Here is an 18,362-nt window from a genome sequence, read left to right as displayed (position 1 = left end):
CGACAAATAAAATTATGCGCAAACTTAAATCAATGAGATAGGAGTGATATGTTGAATAGTTCAAGTACAACATCAAATAACAATAATGTATCAAACTATAGCAAAACAGAAAAAGTATCAACAGTATCAAAAGTACAACGCAGATTTAAATTGCCACATGTGTTGATTATGATGTTAATCATGATGATGTTTGCTTGTCTTTTAACGTATATTATTCCTGCAGGTGAGTTTAATACACAAAAAAATGGCACAATTATAGAAGGAACTTACCATCAAATTACGCAAAACCCAGTTAATCCTATTTATGCCATCACACTATTATTAGATGGTGGTATACAGGCTGCCCAAACAGTAACATTATTGCTATTTGTAGGTGGCTCTATAGGAGGAATACTTTATTTAGATTCAGTAAAAAAAGTAACTAATTATTTAATATTTCGATTTGAACATGCTGGAGCTGTGCCACTTGTCACAGGTTTATTTTTATTAATGGCATTTATAGGTTTTTTTGTCGGTGGAGACCAAATGATTGTCTTTGTAACATTAGGTGTGATTTTAGCGAAGCGATTGAAACTGGATCCTATTATGGCATTAGCAATGACCTTCTTACCACTATATATGGCTTTTTCAGTTTCTCCTTCTGGTATGGCGAAACTAGGTCAAATCGTTTATCCTGAAGTGCCAATGTATTCTGGTTATGGTGGTAGAGCGATTATGTATAGTGTGTTTTTAATAGTGACACTTATTTATGTACTATGGTATACACGTCGTATTATTAAAAAACCACAATCTAGTGCGATGCCAGTAGAAGATTGGTTTGGCAGTGATGACAACTTAGAAGATGCCCAAACAGATAATAATGATAGACATGTGACATGGCGAGATTTAGTTGTCGTTGCATTAGTTGTTTTTACGCCAATTATTTTAGCTATTGGTAATAGTGTACTTCAGTGGACTGAAAGATATGGTAATGGTGTATTTATCACGATATTTATGCTGAGTTTTATTTTAGCTTATATAGTTAAACGGAAAAATTCAGAAACAATGGTCGAAGGATTTATTGAAGGTGCTCGTCCAATGTTAGTAGTGGCGTTTGCTATTATTATGGCAAATACAATTAGTGTTATTCTCGAAAAAGGAAAAATATTAAGCACAATTGTACATACATTAACGACTCAACTAGATGGAGCTTCATCTGGGGTTGTAGCAATACTTGTTTTCCTAGTTGCTACTGTCTTTAATTTTTTAGTGCCTTCAGGTTCAGGATTGATGAGTGTTATGGTACCAATTTTACAACCAGTAACTCATACGTTAGGTGTTAATGATCAAATGTTAATAACAACTTTATCTTTTGGCGGTGGATTAGGTAATTTGATAACGCCAACATTAGGTGCAACCATCGGTGCTATTGCCATAGCACGGGCAAATTTTGGTGCTTGGATTAAATTTATGGGTCCATTATTTATTATATGGTTAGTTATAGGTTCGATTATATTATATATTTTTACCAACGTAGGTTGGTCTGGAGGTATTTAAGTAACATTAAATTAGTAGTGTTACTTAATAAAAATAAAATTAATGTGTAAAAGCTGGAACAGTATGCTGTTCCAGCTTTTTTATGAAGATTAAAATAGTGGTTATGCAGATAGTTAATCTTGGGCAACAGTTAGTGTAAATGGAACGTTTGCTTGCCATTTTGCTGCAGGGTATTCATCAGTAATTATTTCATTAATATCAGCAATTTTAGCAAAAGATAAAGTCGACGATACATCAAACTTACTATGGTCTATTAAAGCAATAACTTGATCACTTTCTTGAACCATTTGTTTTTTTAATTGAACTTCTGGTAAAGAAAAATCAGTTAAACCATTGTCCATAGTCAAACCGTTCGAAGATAAAAAGAAATAATCAATATGATACATTTCTAAAATTTGAGAATCTATATTCCCTGTTATTGCATTAGAATCTTTAGATACAAAGCCGCCGACAATTAACACAGTTAAATTTGGATTTTCTTTTAATAATACGGCATTTTCTAAACCATTCGTAATAATAGTTAATTCCATAGTTGTTTCAGCAAGTAATTTTGCCAATTCGTATGTAGTGGAACTTGCATCAATCATAATACATTGTTGTGGTTTGATTTTTGCTAGCGCGTGCATACTGATAAGATGTTTTTCATTATGCTTTTGAGTTAAGCGGTAAGAAAAATTTAGTTTAGAACCCGAATTTTCATTTACTTTGGCACCACCATGTGTGCGTATCACTTTATTTTCGCTTTCTAATCTACGTAAATCACTGCGCACGGTTGCTTCAGTGACGCTTAAATAATCAGAAAGTTGCTTAACAGTAGCGCGTTTGTGAGATTTTATATACGTATATATATGTTCTCTGCGTTCATCAGGGTACATTTTCATTTCAGTCACATCCTTAAATTTATCATAAATGATTTGTACAATATACTCAATAACCAAATATAAGCGAAGATAAACGAAAAGAAATGAAAAAATATTTGAAAGAAACGAAAAAATATATTAGAATATAAAGTGTAAATGAAAGCGTTTTCCAAAATGAAGGGAGTTATTTGATTATGACTAAAAACAATTATCCAGAAAAAATGAAAGCAGTAGTAGCTTATGCACCTGGTGATTATAAATATGAAACTGTAGATACACCGACACTGGAAAATGACAAAGAAATTATCGTCAAAGTAGAAGCATGCGGAATTTGTGCTGGAGATATTAAAGCTTATGGAGGGGCACCTAGCTTTTGGGGTGACGAAACACAACCTTCATACATTAAAGCACCAATGATTCCTGGGCATGAGTTTATTGCACGTATCGTTGACAAAGGCGATGCTGTTACTGATTTTGAAATTGGTGACCGTGTAATATCTGAACAAATTGTACCTTGTTGGGATTGTAGATTTTGTAACCGTGGTCAGTATTGGATGTGCGAAAAACATGATTTATATGGTTTCCAAAATAATGTCAATGGCGGCATGGCAGAATATATGAAATTTACGAAGGAAGCAATTAATTATAAAGTGCCAGAAGATTTACCTATAGAAGAAGCTATTTTAATTGAACCATATGCGTGTAGCTTACACGCAGTGCAACGTGCCAATATTAAATTAGGTGATTTTGTTGTGTTATCAGGTGCTGGTACTTTAGGACTTGGTATGGTAGGCGCAGCGAAGAAAAATGGAGCTGAAACATTAGTAGTACTTGATATGAAAGATGACCGTTTGGAATTAGCTAAAAAATTCGGCGCAGATATTGTAATGAATCCATCTAAAGTAGATGTAGTGAAAGAGATTAAAGCATTAACAGATGGCTATGGCTGTGATACTTACATCGAAGCAACAGGACATCCAAAATCAGTAGAACAAGGGCTAAGTGCTATTCGTAAGTTAGGAACTTTCGTAGAGTTTTCAGTATTTGGAGATCCAGTTACAGTTGATTGGAGTATTATTTCTGACCGTAAAGAATTAGATTTATTAGGTAGTCATTTAGGTCCATACTGTTATCCATTAGTTATAGATGGTATTCAAAAAGGTGATTTCCCAACTGAAGGCGTAGTGACACATCAATTGTCATTAGATCAATTCGAAGAGGGATTCGAACTTATGAAACAAGGTGACAAATCATTAAAAGTAGTATTAGTTCCATAGTAAATAACATTTGGTCAAAGGAGAGGTAAGTAATGAAAAAAATGATAAATAATCCTGATAATGTCATTGATGAACTCATGAGTGGCTATGTAGCTGCTTACCCTGAGTATATTAGACGCTCTGAGTTGCATCAACGTGCACTGATTGGTAAAAAAAGAAATCCGCAAAGAAAAGTAAGTGTGTTAATCGGTGGTGGTTCTGGTCATGAACCTGGATTTTTAGGCTATGTAGGACAAGGCATGGCTGATGGTGTAGCAGTTGGTAATATTTTTGCATCTCCTTCTCCAATACCAATCCAAGCTGTGACAAGAGAAATTGATCAAGGTCATGGTGTGTTATATATTTATGGCAATTATGCTGGAGACTTAATGAATTTCGAAATGGCGAGTGAAATGACTGAAATTGAAGATGAAATTACTACCGTTGCAGTAATTGGTAATGACGATGTAGCATCTTCGAAAACACTTGACGATCGCCGTGGTATTGCAGGCGAATTATTAGTTTATAAAGTTGCAGGTGCAGCTGCAGACTTTGGCCATGATTTAGCAGAGGTAAGACGTCTTGCACAATTAGCAAATGATAATACTCGTTCAATGGGTATTGGCTTAAGTCCATGTTATTTACCACAAACTGGCAAACCTAGTTTTGATTTGGAAGATAACGAGATGGAAATCGGTTTAGGACATCATGGCGAACCTGGTATTGAAAAGACTACCATTCGTACTGCACAAGAAACAGTTAAAGTGATTATGCAAAATATACTAAAAGAAAATATCTATCAGGAAAATGATGATGTCGTAGTATTGGTCAATGGTTTGGGTGCAACATCTCAAATGGAACTATATATCATTAATAAAGAAGTTAATGCGATTTTAAATGAACGTAATATTAATGTTTATAAAACTTATGTTGGTAATTTTATTACGTCGATGGAAATGGGTGGCTTTTCTGTCACGTTAATGAAATTAGATGAAACATTAAAAGGTTGTATTGACCATGCGGTTGATTGTCCTAATTTTAAAGAAGTGTAGGTGAAACCATGACATTAACAAATGATAACTTTAAAGATTATCTATTAGCATTAACTGAGTTATTCGAAACAGAAAAAGATAATTTATGTGAACTTGATCGCAAAATAGGAGATGGTGACCATGGTGTCACAATGAATATTGGGTATCAAGCAGTAAAACAAACACTCGAATCTGAGTTACAAGATCAACAAGACATAGCAAAAATTAGTGTGGCAATTGGAAAAAGCTTTTTAGATGCTGTGGGATCTTCAGTAGGTCCTTTATATGCATCAGGTTATCTAAAAGCAGCTGTCGCAGTTAAAAATAAAACTGAATTAGATGACGAAGGGCTCTATGATTATTGGATTGCATTTAGTAAAGGCATTAAAGATAGAGGGAAAGCTGAAATTGGTGACAAGACCATGATAGATACTTTAGAACCATTTTTCACGACATTACAGCAATATAAAGCGCAACAAACACCGTTTCATGAGGCATTTGATAAAGCTCTAAGCGCTGCCAAACAAGGTATGGAAAGTACAAAAGATATTGTTTCTAACAAAGGGCGCTCCAAGCGTTTAGGTCATCGCTCACAAGGACATGTCGATCCTGGTGCAATGTCATCTTATTTAATGTTAGCACAATTTAAACCATTTAGTGGTGCATAATTAATTTTAAGGAGGAAGATAACTATGAAAATAGCTATTGGTGCAGATCATAATGGATATGAATTAAAAGAAGCGGTAAAAGCACATGTCCAAAAATTAGGTCATGAAGTAGAAGATTTTGGTTGCCATCAATGTGCAGAGACAGATTATCCTGATGTTGCAGCAGAAGTAGGTAAAAGTATACAAGAAGGTCAAAATGAACGTGGCGTGTTAATTTGTGGCACTGGTATTGGTGTAGCTATTACTGCTAATAAGTTGAAAGGTATCCGTGCAGCATTAGCACATGATGTTTATTCTGCAGAACGTGCCCAACTTAGTAATAATGCACAAATTCTAACAATGGGTGCTCAAATTATTGGCATAGAAGTCGCTAAGAAAAACGTTGAAGCATATTTAAATGTCGCTTGGGAAGGCGGCTCACAACGCAAAGTCGATAAAATAGATGATATTGAAGCACAAGAATAACTTTAAATAATAATAAAACTAGAGAGGTTGGGACAAATCAAAATTGTCCCAACCTCTTTTCATATTGTGTTGTAATGGGTGAATTTGCTATTTAATTATTTGACGAAAACATGACAAATCAGTATTTGTATTGTTTATATAACTATTGTTTTATAAAATTGTGAAGAAGCATAAATAAATGATATAGGGGGATAATATGCTGCTTTATACAAAGAGAGTTATGTCCAAAAGCACGTTGATAGTAGTCTTCTTTGCACTACTTTTAATGGCAGTAGCAACAAATCAAGTTTCTGCTCACTCTACATTAGAAAGTACAACGCCTGCTCAAAACAGTGTAGTATCGCATCCTCAACAAATAGAATTGCACTATAATGAACCAGTAAATACTAAATATTCTAGTATTACAATTTTTGATGATAAGGGAAAGTCTCTTGGTGAATTTAAACCAACAAATTCTGGAACCAACCAAACTTTGACCTTTGATGTAGGCCAACTGGACAACGGGACACACAAAGTGAGTTGGCATACAACATCAGCTGATGGTCATGAAATTCAAGATGAATTTGAATTTTCTATTAATAAAAAGACTACAAGTAATATAGATGTTACACCACCGTTTTATGAGACTTCTAACTTTTGGTTTGGTCTATTTAGATTTATTACTGAAGGGAGTCTTATCGTATTAATGGGATCATTTTTAGTCAATAGTGTAGCCAAACGTTACCAATTACCGACATATTTGGCATTCTTTAGTTACAAACCAATCTCTTGGATATTAAGTGCTATGGCATTTATAACGGCTATTATTTACATAATGACATTGTCTCCAGAACTTGTTTCAAACATAATGGCTTTAGACATGACTGCATTATTGCAAGCGCCATTCTTATTAGCAATGATAGCTATAATAGTATTGTTACTATTATTTACTTTAAATGAGATGATGACTATTTGGTATATAGCAATCTCTTTAATTATTATTGTGACATTAAGTATGTCTGGACATGTTTGGGCCCAAAGTTTTCCATTGTGGTCAATTATACTACGATCAATACATTTATTAGGCATGGCATTATGGCTAGGCGGTATGGTGTACTTAGTTTGGTTAGCAACTACTAAACAGTTGCAAGACATTGTAAAAGTAAAACGGTTTTTCTTTAAACTTAATCTAGGCGCAGTGATTGCACTTGTCATATCTGGAGTATTGATGGCAATAGACGAAACAAGTCTGGCGGCTATTTGGTCTAGTGTAACAACTTGGAGCAGTTTGTTTTATGTAAAAATAATTGGAACTATTTTAATGATCACATTAGGTGGTTATCAAAGTTTTAGAGCTTTAACGAACTTACAAAAAGTTAATAAGAAAGTATTATATTGTGAAATAATAATTGGTATTATGTTAGTGCTAGCTGGCATTATTATGAGTCAAATTCAAATACCAAGTTAAAGGAGTAGAACAATGATTAAAAAAATAAGTTTAATGGCATTCTTTGTCTTTACAATGGTATTAATGACTAATATTGCTAATGCCCATGTAACATTAAATCCAGACAAAAGTGAACCGGGAGCATATGAAAAACATGATGTGCGTGTGCCAGTAGAGAAGGATACGAATACAACAAAGGTCGAATTAGTAGTGCCTGATGGGTTACAATTAGTAGCAGTAGCACCAGTGGACGGTTTCAAACATAAATTTACTAAAGATTCAAAAGGTAATATAACAAAAGTTACTTGGACTGCAACAGGTGAAGGCATCGGACCTAATGAATTTATTGATTTTCCAATACAAGTGGCAAATTCTGAAGAGGAAGGTCAATATAAATGGAAAGCTTACCAAACTTACGAAGATGGTGAAACCGTAAAATGGACAGGTGGTAAGGATGCTGAAAAACCAGCACCTGTTACGACTGTGAGTGCCAACACTGCTCAAGAGCAAGGTGAGAGCAAAGATGAAGAGCAACAAAATACTACACCTTTATGGATTGTCGCTATTATAGCTATTATTTTGTCACTAATTGCTATTTTTAAAAAGACTAAAAAATAATAGTATGTTATAACGGGCAGTGGTTGATAAGAAGGGAGATATATTATGCGTAGAATTTTATATGCATTTTTGGTTTATACAATTTTAGGGTTATTGAGTGGATTTTACTATAGAGAGCTTACCTTAGCATATGACTTTACAGGAGAGACACAATTAGTCGTTGTGCATACGCATACGTTAATATTAGGTATGTTTATGCATCTAATCATGCTTCCTTTAAATAAAGTGTTTAAGTTAAGTAGTTACTATTTATTTAACTGGTTCTTTATTATTTATAATTTAGGTGTATTATCGACAGTTGGAATGATGTTTACTAAAGGTACATTCCAAGTAATTGGTAAAAACGTACCAGAATCATTTGCTGGTTTTGCTGGTATTGGACATACAACTTTAACAGCAGGATTTATCTTGTTATTCTTTTTATTAAGAAATGCAATAGTTAAAGCTCCTCATAATGAATAAATAATCAAGGTACAACATATTACGAGAGAAAAGAACACAAACGATGTCTATTTGTGCACTTTTCTCTTTTTATATAGGTCGAAATATGGATTTTTACGAGATATTGATGTTTTTCATTGATAATGGTTATCAACTATAGGATAATGACTAGTAAATGGTGTCATGTTTGGAGGATTATATATGAAAGACGTAACAATTATAGGTGGCGGGCCAGCTGGGCTATTCGCTAGTTTTTATTCAGGTTTAAGGGGCATGGACGTTAGAATTATTGATGTACAGGAGAAACTAGGTGGCAAGATGCATATATATCCTGAAAAAATAATTTGGGATATTGGGGGATTGGCACCGAAACCGTGTTATGAAATTATTAAAGACATGGTCTCTCAAGGAACACATTTTAATCCTGAAGTAGCTTTAGGAGAAAAAGTTATTGATATTCGTAAACTAAATGAACGCCACTTTGAATTAGAGACAAATTTAGGAAATGTTTATGAGTCTAAAAGTGTTATTATTGCAATTGGCGGTGGTATTATCAATCCAAAAGAATTAAATGTTCAAGGCGCCGAACGATATAAGTTAACTAATTTACATTACGTAGTACAATCATTAAAACAATTTAAAAATAAAGATGTGTTAATTTCTGGGTCAGGTAATTCTGCATTAGACTGGGCACGCGATTTAAGTGGATATGCGAAAAGCGTGACCTTAATTTACGTAAAGCAGATATTAGTGGTTACGAAGCAATGAATCAATTGTTAGAAGAGTTACAAGTCAGAAAACTACCTAATACCCAAATTAAACAACTGATAGGCGATCCTGCCGGAGATTGTATAGAACAAGTGATATTAGAAAATACAGATACAGGAGAAATTGATACAGCAAATTATGATGAAGTAATTGTCAGTCATGGTTTTGATCGTGAAAGCACTTTGTTGGCTCAAGCGACTACACGTGTTGAAATGTTAAATGAATATCAAATTAAAGGGTTAGGTAATACTACAACAAGCGTACCTGGTCTATTTGCTTGTGGTGATATTGTACATCATGAAGCAAAAGTACATCTGATTGCTAGTGCATTTAGTGATGCTGGTAATGCCGCAAATTTGGCCAAACAATATGTAGAGCCTAGTGCCAAACCAGAAGGCTATGTTTCAAGTCACAATGCTGTATTTAAAGCTGATAATGAAAAAGTGATACAACAGTATTTGTAATATCATAATGTCTTACAAGAGATAGTTTAAGTCTTAATCTTATTAATTGAACAAATAAGTATAGGAGAATTACAAATGATTGATATAAAACATGAACCACCAACTGTTGAAACATACCGTCGCTTAAGAAAAGACTCAGGTATGAGTGAAAAGACAATACAAGCAGCTGAACAAGGATTAGGCAATGCGTGCTTTGATGTTGTGATTTATGATGATGGTTACGGTTTTGCGATGGGCCGAGTAATTGGTGATGGTGGTACGGCATTTCAAATAATCGATGTTGCTGTAGACCCAAAATATCAAGGACTTGGTTATGGCAAAATGGTATTAACACATATTATGGATTATATCGAAGCGGTTGCTGTACCAAGTAGTTATGTAAGCTTAATTGCTGATTATCCAGCAGATAAATTATATAAACAATTTGGCTTTGAATCTACTGAACCAAATTCAGGAGGTATGTATATAAAATATTAGTGACTAACTATGTAATCACTAATAGCTAAAGTTTGATAACTTATCTTAATATAAAACGAAGTTTATATTTTGGTATTCAAAAGACTATGCGAAAACAAACAAAAAGTTAAGCAAGAACTTGGTTTGGGTTAATGATATTTCATAAAACTAAAGAAAACGTCAATTTCTATATCTTCTTAATAGAAATTGACGTTTATTTTTTAGTCAAAGATAGTTATATCCCGACTCGTTTTAGTATGTTTTTATTCCTTAAGATGAGCTTCAGTAGCATTTGTTCGAGCACGTAAATCTGCTTCGATTTCTTCTAAACTACGTCCGCGTGTCTCTGGTAAATACTTGATTACAAAGAATAATGCGAAAATACCAATGACTGCAAAGATTAAGAAGACTTGTTCTACCGGTAAAACTTCAGTCAACATTGGGAAGAATTGTGCTACAAGTAAACTACCAATTGATAACACAAGTGCTGCTACACCTGTTGCTGCACCACGTGCACGCATTGGGAATAATTCTGGTAACATAACCCATAATACTGGTCCCCAAGTGAAACCGAAAAATATAATGAATATTGTTAGACATAAAATAATAATCCAAGCAGAAGATTGAATTCCAATAGCCCAAATCAATATTGCCATGATTAATAATGAAGAGACCATACCAATATTACCTATAACAAGTAAACGCTTACGGTCAACTTTATCAATAATCATAATAGCGACAATTGTAATTAAAACGTTAACTGTACCGATACCCACAGTACCTAAAATTGATGTGGCATCGCCTAAGCCAGCTTTACTAAATATCGTAGGAGCATAATAAATTATGGCATTGATTCCAATAATTTGTTGGAATAACGCGAAGACTGCACCAATAATTAGTGTTGGTCGTAGCCATGGTGATTTCAACACATTCCATGTGCTATCAGAAATACGATTGATTTCTTTCATAGCGGCAATTTCTTTATCGATTTCACTGTCATTAAATGTTAAACGCATTACATCACGTGCAGCTTTTTCACTTTTATGTTCTAACAACCATCTTGGGCTTTCTGGCATAAAAGCAACACCGATTAATAAAATTAATGATGGTACGACTGCTAAACCAAGCATCCATCTCCAACCTTCGATTGGTGCTAAAGCATAATTGATTAAGTATGAAGATAAAATACCGATAGTAATCATTAATTGATTTAATGAACTAAGTGAACCACGTTGTGCAGTAGGTGCCATTTCCGATAGATAAACCGGTACGATGGCAGTTGAACCACCTACAGCTAGTCCAATAATTAAGCGGCCAATAACTAATACTGGCATAGAAGGAGCCAATGCTAAAATCAAGGCACCAATGATAAATATAATTGCAATAATAAAGACGACGCGTCGTCGACCAAGTCGATCTGACATAGGACCACTTGCACCTGAACCGACAATAGCACCAATGAGCATAGAAGATACTACAAGTCCTTCAGTAAAGCTATTTAGTGGAATATCATCTTTAATGAAAAGTAAGGCACCTGAAATAACTCCCATATCATAACCATAAAGTAATCCTCCAAGTGCACCTAAGAAGAAAATGAGTTTCTTATTTACTTTTAATCCCATAAAAAATTCCCCTCCTGATTAAATTCATAAACACAAGTATACGCTTTCATTTTATTCTTGTAAATAATAAAATATAACTATATTATTTATTTGTACGGATTATTATTTGAAAATGACTATTTAATAATTAAAATTAAATTAAAAACAATTTGTGAATACATGAAAAAGGAAGTATATAACAGCATCTGAATAAAATTGCTGTTATATACTTCCTCATATAGTTATTGAGTTACGTTGTAAAATATTGATTTATGCTTCGAAATCAATAATAATGCGACCTTCATTTTTATGGTTAACCACTGTTTCAATGCTAGACTCAAGTTCTGAGAAGCTAATGACAGTTTTGATATCGTGTAATTGTTTTGGCTTAAGATCTTTTGCTAATCTACGCCAAATTAATTGTCTCTTACGTAAATTCGTATAGACAGAATCGATTCCAAAGATATTAACACCACGTAAAATAAATGGGAATACTGAAGTTGCAAAGTTATCGCCACCAGTCATACCTATAGCAGCAACACTACCATTGTAATCTAAATGTTTTACAGCATGTGCTAATCCATCCCCGCCGACAGGGTCAATTACTGCTTGCCAAGTACGTTTTCCGAGTGGTTTAGAGTCATTGTCAGGGAGGCGATCAATAATTTCTTTAGCACCAAGGGTTTGCAATTTGTCTGCAGCTGATGTTTTGCCTGTACTGGCAATAACTTTAAAGCCTATTTCTTTTAGCATCATAACGGCTAATGTCCCAACTCCGCCTGATGCTCCTCGAACTAGTACAGGTGCATGTTCAATTGATAATCCGTTATGTTCCAATGTTTCAATTGCCAAACCAGCAGTATAACCTGCCGTACCATAAATCATTGCTTCTTCTAGTGTTAAATCTTTAGGCAGTTTGACAAGCCATTCTTCTTTTACACGAGCGTATTCGCTAAAGCCGCCGAAATGGGCTACACCTAAGTCAAAACCAGTAACTATTACTTCATCGCCTGGTTCATATGCATGGCTGTCAGACGCTTCTACTACACCAGCTAAATCTACACCTGGAACCATTGGATAAGATTTGACAATCTTATTTCCAGTTGTAGTTGCTAATGCATCTTTATAATTGATTCCAGAATATTTAACTTTGATTAGTACTTCACCTTCTGGAAGGTCATCTATCGTTAATTCTTTAAATTGACTAATTACTTTGTTATCTTGTTCATCGACTACTAAAGCCTTAAATGTCTCACTCATTGCGCTATGGCACTCCCTTATGTAATTTTAAATTTATGAACAATATAAAAACTAAAATATACTCTATCACGAATTTATTGCCTATACAATACGCTGTAGTTATTCTTAATGTAAGTAAACGCTTTATATTGAAATTAAACACAATTATATGGTTTATTATTATTCATGCAACTGGTCTATTATAAAATAATTATAAATGTTTAACAATATTAGGACTAAAATTAAGTTGGCAGAATTTATAAAAGATTTTAATTGAAATGTAATACATATATTTATATTATAGGGATAACTTGTTATAAATTAAGAGGAGATAATTTATTATGACATATCAAATTGATTTAGTAAGACGAGCCGAAGTACAAATGTTACGTGATATCTGTATTACTACTTTCCGAGAAACATTCGAAGGTAGTTACAGTGATGAAGATTTTCGTGACTTTTTTGAAAGTGCCTATAGTATAGAAGCTTTAGAACAAGAATTGAATAACCCGCAATCTGAAACTTACTTTTATAGAGAACATGGTGAATTATTAGGATTTTTTAAAATAAATGTAGATGCAGGACAAACAGAAGCAAAAGGTACAGAGTATTTAGAATTACAACGTATTTATTTTGTTAAAGATGCACAAAGTGGTGGTAAAGGTACACGTGTCTTTAACTTTGTATTACAGCGTGCACAAGAATTAGCTAAAACCAAAATCTGGCTCGGTGTTTGGAAACATAATAAACAAGCATTGCAATTTTATAAAAAACATGGGTTCGTCAAAACTGGAGAGCATCAATTTATTACAGGAAATACAATTGATCTTGATGCAGTTATGGAAAAAGAGTTAACAACCAATTGAACTCCAAGTAAACCTTATATTAATACTCAAACTGTCGACAAGGTCTCTGGCTTTGTCGGCAGTTTTTTATGCACGCTTTCCGCGGGCACTGCTTCAGCCTGTAGTCTTCAGCGAGTGCTATTCCCGCAGGAGTCGGCATAATCCACTGCCAATAAATAATACGCTGGTTTTGTTTACGCTTTTATAGGTTGGGATAATATTGATTCATCCCCGTCCCATTTCAAAGAGACAGTAGCTGATTGTTTTGAAAATGCGTTTCAAATGAAGCTTTGTTCGATACTAGTCATGCTTGCTGGGGTGGGATTTCTGTCCCAATTTCTGAATACAGTTTGTATGTAAATTGAAAATAAATTTTTATGAAATATGTTTATTTGAAATTTTTTAGTGTATAACATAGTAATTCTTGCTATGAAAGTGGAGTGAAGCATATTACATAGTGAAATATCTACGAATTAGCAAGTGTACAAAAAATAGAGGAGGTTGTTTTAAATGAAAAAACTTTTGGCAGGTTTCTTAACATTATCGCTTGCTTTGGCTGCATGTTCTAATGGGGGCGATGAAGGTTCGGACAACGGCGGATCTGACGATAATAAATCAAAAGATTCAGCTAGTGACAGTAAGAAAAATAATGATGATAGTTCAAAAGACTCAAAAGATTCGAAAGATGGAGAAGATAAATCAAACTCTGACAACAAAGATGGCAACTCAGAAGACGATAGCAGCTCTAATGGCTCTGATGACTCTAATAGTGCTAGTAGCTCTGACAGTTCTGATAGCGATTCAAGTAGTTCAGATTCAAGTGCTAGTAGTAATGGTAATAGTGGAGACCAAGCTAGTGACAGTGCTAATGGTACTGCTAACGACAGTAACAGTGCTAATAGCGGAGTAACTAATAATGCTGGGGCAGATAGTGCTTCTGATGATGCAACAGCTAACGCTGGTAATGGAGCGTCTAGTGATGCGAATGCTAATAATGGTAATGCTAATAGTGGTAATGCCAATGGTTATGTGCCACCTTATCAAGGAGAAAATGCAGTACCAGTATCACAAAACATTACATCATCAAATGTAGATCCTCAACAAGCGTTACAAACGTTACCTAATTTTGAAAATTCTTTAGCAAACGCTACGTCAGAAGTTAATGCTATTAATGGACAAAATAATGCATATAATGATTATGCAATTGAAGGTAGTGAAGGAAATTACAGTTATATCTTTAGTTTCCAAAACCAAGCTCAACCTGGTACCTACGCTATAGCTACAGTTGACCAACAAGGTACTGTACGTTTAGTAGATCCAGCTTATCAACAATAATAACAAGGGACTGGGATATAAATTCCTTTCTCAAAATAAGAGGACTAATCCGTAATATGGATTAGTCCTCTTTATATTTAAAGCCTTACGATTTTGTTATAGGTTCATATGTTTTTTTATGATATTCGATATCGTCTCAAATGCATGATTATTTTTGTTTACAAATGCATTGTTAGTAATGTCTGACATTTGAAAACTGATTAAATCATTGAGTAATGCTTTGGCATCACTGTAACGCACCACTGCGAGTGAATGCATTACATCTTCATAAACACCACGTTCTGCTATATATTTTTCATGATTTGGTGTGAACTGACAAACTGTTTTGTCTAAAGTTAGTGCATCAAAAATAATAGATGAATAATCTGTTAATACTACATCTGAGATAAGAATTAAATCCTGTGTCTCTATATTTGCTGGTGCAATAATTGCATTTTCAGGTAGGTAAGTTGAAGTATTTTCGATATGTCCTTTATAAATGACATTATACTTATTTAACAACCCGTCACTGAGTGGTAATAAATCAGACTCGTCTTCAGTAGTTTTCCAAGTTGGTGCATAAAGCAATGTTGGTTTTGCTGGATCAATTTTTAATTCATGTTTAATAAATTTTACATAAGGTGTATCTTTTTGTTTATCCAATAAATATTTAACGCGTGGATAACCGCTACTAACTACTTTTGTATGCTGTAATGGAAAGGCGGATTTGAAGTAATCGATAATTTCTTCACAATCACAAATTAAGTAATTTTGTTGTAGCCATTTGTTATACTTTCTTGCTCTATAATTATAAATCTTACTATTTTGATGTACTTCATGGCTATCTAAGAATAGTTTTTTAATTGGTGTTCCATGCCATAATTGAATAATAGTACCGTTTGGACGTATATCATCCGGTATATTACTTTCTAAAATAACAACACGTGCTGATTCGATTAAAGCTTTAGTGTTTGGGTCATTAGGTTTGATGAAATTTGGTCCATTTACATCTTCGGTAACGAAATAAATAGGTACTTTTGCAAAGTGTTTAGCGAAATGGTTGAATAAATAACGTGAATTTCCTCTAAAACCGTAGTCAAACCCTAAAAAGACAATATGGTCTTTTAATTTGTTTTCATTTTTCTCATATATATAGCTCATTTGACGATGTTTCTTTGTAAAATGATGTTGCGCAAAATTATAGATCCAATGTGGTAATTTGAAGCGGAAATTTTTTATCAATTTATCTGTATAGCGTAACTGATCGGGAGCTAATGTTTCGTAATTTTTAAACGGTATAGAGTGCTTGTGTATGTATGCAAGCTTATTTAAATTGAATTTTGTTGTATTCAGTACCGTACATTTTTTAATCTCTTCCCATAACTGAGAAGAGGTCAAGTAAGTTTGTTGATAGTCGAACACGACATGTGGATCAACTTTAACCGTATCTTGTAATAGTGCATGCACAGCTAAATCAAACATTGTATTAACGTGGTGCGTTTCTAACATGGTTAACGTTGTTTCAATATGATATATCACGTTAGGGTAATGATTGATATTTTCGATCCAATCATTAAAGGTAATAGTTTCCTGCGCAAAATAGCGACAATCATTTTGATATAAGCCGTTAACAGTATAATCAGCAACAATGTTAGATTGATCTAACGTTACATTATTCAACATTTCTGGATAAATATGTATGAAGTCATCTACAAGAATAAAGTGAGTATAACCTTCTTGTAATGTTTTATTTAAATGCATAGTTAAATCTTGCCAGATATTTAAATTTAATTGTTTAATCATAAAATCCCTCTACTTATCATAATTGAACTCAATTTTATCATGTAGGAGCTTAGAGATAAACTTTGAGTTATATAAAGACACTAAAATCATTGAATATAACAGTAATGATAAAATAGTGTTATTTAAGTATTTATAAGCTGATACAACAAGTAAGTAACATAAACTAGAGCCTGACATATTCATTATTTCAGGCTCTATATATTATTATATATAATGTTTAATTTGTTAAAAGGACGCAAAGTGGTTATTGACATATAAGGCTGAAATTATTCTGTTAACGTCTTTTAGTTTAGCTAATAAATTAGTGTTTTAACATAGTTGAAAATCGTGTGTAAATAGCATCAGGTGAATATTGCTCAACGGTCTCATAGCCATGTTTGATAATCGTATTGTATTTAAATTCTTGATTTAACAGACGTTGAATTTTAAAGGCTAATGCTTTAATATCTCCATGTTCAACTAAATAACCATTGATGTTATTTTTTATAATTGAATCAGGTCCTGCAATGCCATCAAAACTTATAACAATACTGCTTTGGTTCATTGCCTCAAGGATTACCATCCCGAAGCCTTCATTACGTGAAGGTATAATGGTTAGTTCACTTTCGGCCAATTTGGTTGATAAGGATTGTGTAGTATCAAATATCGATACAATATCATCCAGTTGATGCTGTGAAATAAGTTGTTCAAGTTGTTTCCTTTGTTGTCCGCTACCATAAATGTGTACACGATAGTTAAATTGGCGTATGACATCTTGAATAATTTGAATACTGTTGATTAATAGGTCGAACCCTTTTTCGTATTCTAAACGGCCAGCAGCTAAAATAATTTTGTCTTTAGGTAAATCTAGCCTTTGTTCATTTAGAACATTAGGTACAACAAACACAGGAGTTTGGACGACATTTTGATAACGTTGTTGGTCGACAGATGTCAATGTGGTAATTTTATCTAGAGATCGGTAAGCTTCAATGATTTCTTGTTGATACGCTGTAGGATGCGCATCAAAGTTCATATGTTCCATGCCAACTTTTGTTACATCGTAAGGGCCATGTTGAGCAATTAATATATTAAAGCTTGCACGCGTACCAATTAAAACATCACAATCGACCGTTTTGATAGCGTGAATCATTTTACGTTCGATATAACTTGAAAATTGGTTTAGGCCAGGTTCATGTCTGGATAATACTTTAGGTTTTAAAAATTTTGTATATTTACGTACTCTATTAAAAATGGCGCTTTTCAAGTTGGAACGAATGTGTGTATAGTCAATCAATGTTTGAATTTTGATATCTGGGTGTAATTCAAAGTATGGCATCTCCTTTGATTTGAAGACAGAAATAATAGTGACGGGATGGCCTTTGTTAGCTAGTACATTCGCCAATTCTGAAATTGACTTTACTGTACCACCCATAGCAAAAATATTATGCATGAAAAATGTGATTGATTGCACTTGGAAACCTCCAAATATTATATAAATGATAAATAGTTAACTTTAATTATATGTAAAGTTGTAAGTGGTTGCAATGTAATCGATGTGCGGGACCACGCATTTTAGCAGAAAATTTATATAC

The 18,362-nt window shown here is 33.6% G+C and carries 16 protein-coding genes and 1 pseudogene; 12 read left to right on the top strand and 5 right to left on the bottom strand.

The window, feature by feature from the left end; all coding sequences use genetic code 11:
• The first annotated feature begins 51 nt into the window (after positions 1 to 51).
• Entirely contained in the window at positions 52 to 1,536 is a 1,485-nt protein-coding gene (locus tag KA845_RS02540) for a Na+/H+ antiporter NhaC family protein (protein WP_406886591.1), read from the top strand.
• 113 nt (positions 1,537 to 1,649) lie between these two features.
• On the opposite strand, the gene KA845_RS02535 is transcribed toward KA845_RS02540, so the two are convergent.
• On the bottom strand, positions 1,650 to 2,417 hold the full coding sequence (locus KA845_RS02535) for a DeoR/GlpR family DNA-binding transcription regulator (protein WP_002509067.1): 768 nt from the start codon (positions 2,415 to 2,417) through the stop codon (positions 1,650 to 1,652).
• 173 nt (positions 2,418 to 2,590) lie between these two features.
• Between KA845_RS02535 and KA845_RS02530 the strand changes: the two genes are divergently transcribed.
• From KA845_RS02530 to KA845_RS02490, 9 genes and pseudogenes are all read left to right on the top strand, one after another.
• The gene (locus KA845_RS02530; protein ID WP_002509068.1) at positions 2,591 to 3,673 is read left to right on the top strand and encodes an erythritol/L-threitol dehydrogenase; all 1,083 of its coding nucleotides are present in this window, start codon (positions 2,591 to 2,593) and stop codon (positions 3,671 to 3,673) included.
• Positions 3,674 to 3,705: 32 nt separating this feature from the next.
• Positions 3,706 to 4,704: a dihydroxyacetone kinase subunit DhaK gene (locus KA845_RS02525; RefSeq protein WP_103388762.1), complete on the top strand. Its 999-nt coding sequence runs from the start codon at positions 3,706 to 3,708 to the stop codon at positions 4,702 to 4,704.
• 8 nt (positions 4,705 to 4,712) lie between these two features.
• Positions 4,713 to 5,351 (top strand): dihydroxyacetone kinase subunit DhaL, encoded by a 639-nt coding sequence (gene dhaL, locus KA845_RS02520; RefSeq protein WP_002509070.1) that lies wholly within the window; start codon positions 4,713 to 4,715, stop codon positions 5,349 to 5,351.
• Between the two features lie 24 nt (positions 5,352 to 5,375).
• The gene (rpiB, locus tag KA845_RS02515; RefSeq protein ID WP_002509071.1) at positions 5,376 to 5,816 is read left to right on the top strand and encodes a ribose 5-phosphate isomerase B; all 441 of its coding nucleotides are present in this window, start codon (positions 5,376 to 5,378) and stop codon (positions 5,814 to 5,816) included.
• Positions 5,817 to 6,012: 196 nt separating this feature from the next.
• Positions 6,013 to 7,263 carry a copper resistance CopC/CopD family protein gene (locus KA845_RS02510; RefSeq protein WP_167867842.1) on the top strand — a complete coding sequence of 417 codons (1,251 nt, stop codon included), beginning with the start codon at positions 6,013 to 6,015 and terminating at the stop codon, positions 7,261 to 7,263.
• 12 nt (positions 7,264 to 7,275) lie between these two features.
• Positions 7,276 to 7,860 carry a YcnI family copper-binding membrane protein gene (locus tag KA845_RS02505; RefSeq protein WP_103388763.1) on the top strand — a complete coding sequence of 195 codons (585 nt, stop codon included), beginning with the start codon at positions 7,276 to 7,278 and terminating at the stop codon, positions 7,858 to 7,860.
• Positions 7,861 to 7,905: 45 nt separating this feature from the next.
• The gene (locus KA845_RS02500) at positions 7,906 to 8,322 is read left to right on the top strand and encodes a DUF2871 domain-containing protein (RefSeq protein WP_002509074.1); all 417 of its coding nucleotides are present in this window, start codon (positions 7,906 to 7,908) and stop codon (positions 8,320 to 8,322) included.
• A 162-nt stretch (positions 8,323 to 8,484) separates the two neighbouring features.
• Positions 8,485 to 9,533: pseudogene (locus KA845_RS02495) on the top strand (NAD(P)/FAD-dependent oxidoreductase).
• A 75-nt stretch (positions 9,534 to 9,608) separates the two neighbouring features.
• Entirely contained in the window at positions 9,609 to 10,010 is a 402-nt protein-coding gene (locus KA845_RS02490; RefSeq protein WP_002509076.1) for a GNAT family N-acetyltransferase, read from the top strand.
• A gap of 242 nt (positions 10,011 to 10,252) precedes the next feature.
• Here the strand turns inward: KA845_RS02490 and glcP are convergent, their stop codons facing one another.
• Together glcP and KA845_RS02480 are read right to left on the bottom strand one after the other, a co-directional pair.
• Positions 10,253 to 11,611 (bottom strand): glucose transporter GlcP, encoded by a 1,359-nt coding sequence (glcP, locus tag KA845_RS02485; RefSeq protein WP_002509077.1) that lies wholly within the window; start codon positions 11,609 to 11,611, stop codon positions 10,253 to 10,255.
• A 249-nt stretch (positions 11,612 to 11,860) separates the two neighbouring features.
• Positions 11,861 to 12,850 (bottom strand): acrylyl-CoA reductase family protein, encoded by a 990-nt coding sequence (locus KA845_RS02480; protein WP_103388764.1) that lies wholly within the window; start codon positions 12,848 to 12,850, stop codon positions 11,861 to 11,863.
• Between the two features lie 320 nt (positions 12,851 to 13,170).
• Here KA845_RS02480 and KA845_RS02475 point away from each other — a divergent pair, with 320 nt between their 5' ends.
• Positions 13,171 to 13,695, top strand: coding sequence for a GNAT family N-acetyltransferase (locus KA845_RS02475; RefSeq protein WP_103388765.1), 525 nt, complete (start codon positions 13,171 to 13,173; stop codon positions 13,693 to 13,695).
• A gap of 489 nt (positions 13,696 to 14,184) precedes the next feature.
• A complete protein-coding gene (locus KA845_RS02470; RefSeq protein ID WP_210127779.1) occupies positions 14,185 to 15,009 on the top strand; it encodes a hypothetical protein in 825 nt (274 codons plus the stop codon).
• Between the two features lie 96 nt (positions 15,010 to 15,105).
• On the opposite strand, the gene KA845_RS02465 is transcribed toward KA845_RS02470, so the two are convergent.
• Both KA845_RS02465 and KA845_RS02460 read right to left on the bottom strand, forming a co-directional pair.
• Positions 15,106 to 16,791: a CDP-glycerol glycerophosphotransferase family protein gene (locus KA845_RS02465; RefSeq protein WP_002509081.1), complete on the bottom strand. Its 1,686-nt coding sequence runs from the start codon at positions 16,789 to 16,791 to the stop codon at positions 15,106 to 15,108.
• 301 nt (positions 16,792 to 17,092) lie between these two features.
• Positions 17,093 to 18,241, bottom strand: a complete 1,149-nt coding sequence (locus tag KA845_RS02460; RefSeq protein WP_103388767.1) for a glycosyltransferase family 4 protein — start codon at positions 18,239 to 18,241, stop codon at positions 17,093 to 17,095.
• Positions 18,242 to 18,362: the final 121 nt, after the last annotated feature.

Source organism: Staphylococcus sp. GDX8P114P-2, assembly GCF_017892945.1.
In the GTDB taxonomy this organism is placed as follows: domain Bacteria; phylum Bacillota; class Bacilli; order Staphylococcales; family Staphylococcaceae; genus Staphylococcus; species Staphylococcus arlettae.
This window is presented reverse-complemented; position numbering and strand designations above follow the sequence as displayed.

Excerpts from the sequence above, each read along its gene's own strand:
- KA845_RS02535 (WP_002509067.1), bottom strand. The coding sequence starts at position 2,417 with ATGAAAATGTACCCTGATGAACGCAGAGAACATATATATACGTATATA.
- KA845_RS02530 (WP_002509068.1), top strand. The coding sequence starts at position 2,591 with ATGACTAAAAACAATTATCCAGAAAAAATGAAAGCAGTAGTAGCTTAT.
- KA845_RS02525 (WP_103388762.1), top strand. The coding sequence starts at position 3,706 with ATGAAAAAAATGATAAATAATCCTGATAATGTCATTGATGAACTCATG.
- dhaL (WP_002509070.1), top strand. The coding sequence starts at position 4,713 with ATGACATTAACAAATGATAACTTTAAAGATTATCTATTAGCATTAACT.
- rpiB (WP_002509071.1), top strand. The coding sequence starts at position 5,376 with ATGAAAATAGCTATTGGTGCAGATCATAATGGATATGAATTAAAAGAA.
- KA845_RS02510 (WP_167867842.1), top strand. The coding sequence starts at position 6,013 with ATGCTGCTTTATACAAAGAGAGTTATGTCCAAAAGCACGTTGATAGTA.
- KA845_RS02505 (WP_103388763.1), top strand. The coding sequence starts at position 7,276 with ATGATTAAAAAAATAAGTTTAATGGCATTCTTTGTCTTTACAATGGTA.
- KA845_RS02500 (WP_002509074.1), top strand. The coding sequence starts at position 7,906 with ATGCGTAGAATTTTATATGCATTTTTGGTTTATACAATTTTAGGGTTA.
- KA845_RS02490 (WP_002509076.1), top strand. The coding sequence starts at position 9,609 with ATGATTGATATAAAACATGAACCACCAACTGTTGAAACATACCGTCGC.
- glcP (WP_002509077.1), bottom strand. The coding sequence starts at position 11,611 with ATGGGATTAAAAGTAAATAAGAAACTCATTTTCTTCTTAGGTGCACTT.
- KA845_RS02480 (WP_103388764.1), bottom strand. The coding sequence starts at position 12,850 with ATGAGTGAGACATTTAAGGCTTTAGTAGTCGATGAACAAGATAACAAA.
- KA845_RS02475 (WP_103388765.1), top strand. The coding sequence starts at position 13,171 with ATGACATATCAAATTGATTTAGTAAGACGAGCCGAAGTACAAATGTTA.
- KA845_RS02470 (WP_210127779.1), top strand. The coding sequence starts at position 14,185 with ATGAAAAAACTTTTGGCAGGTTTCTTAACATTATCGCTTGCTTTGGCT.
- KA845_RS02465 (WP_002509081.1), bottom strand. The coding sequence starts at position 16,791 with ATGATTAAACAATTAAATTTAAATATCTGGCAAGATTTAACTATGCAT.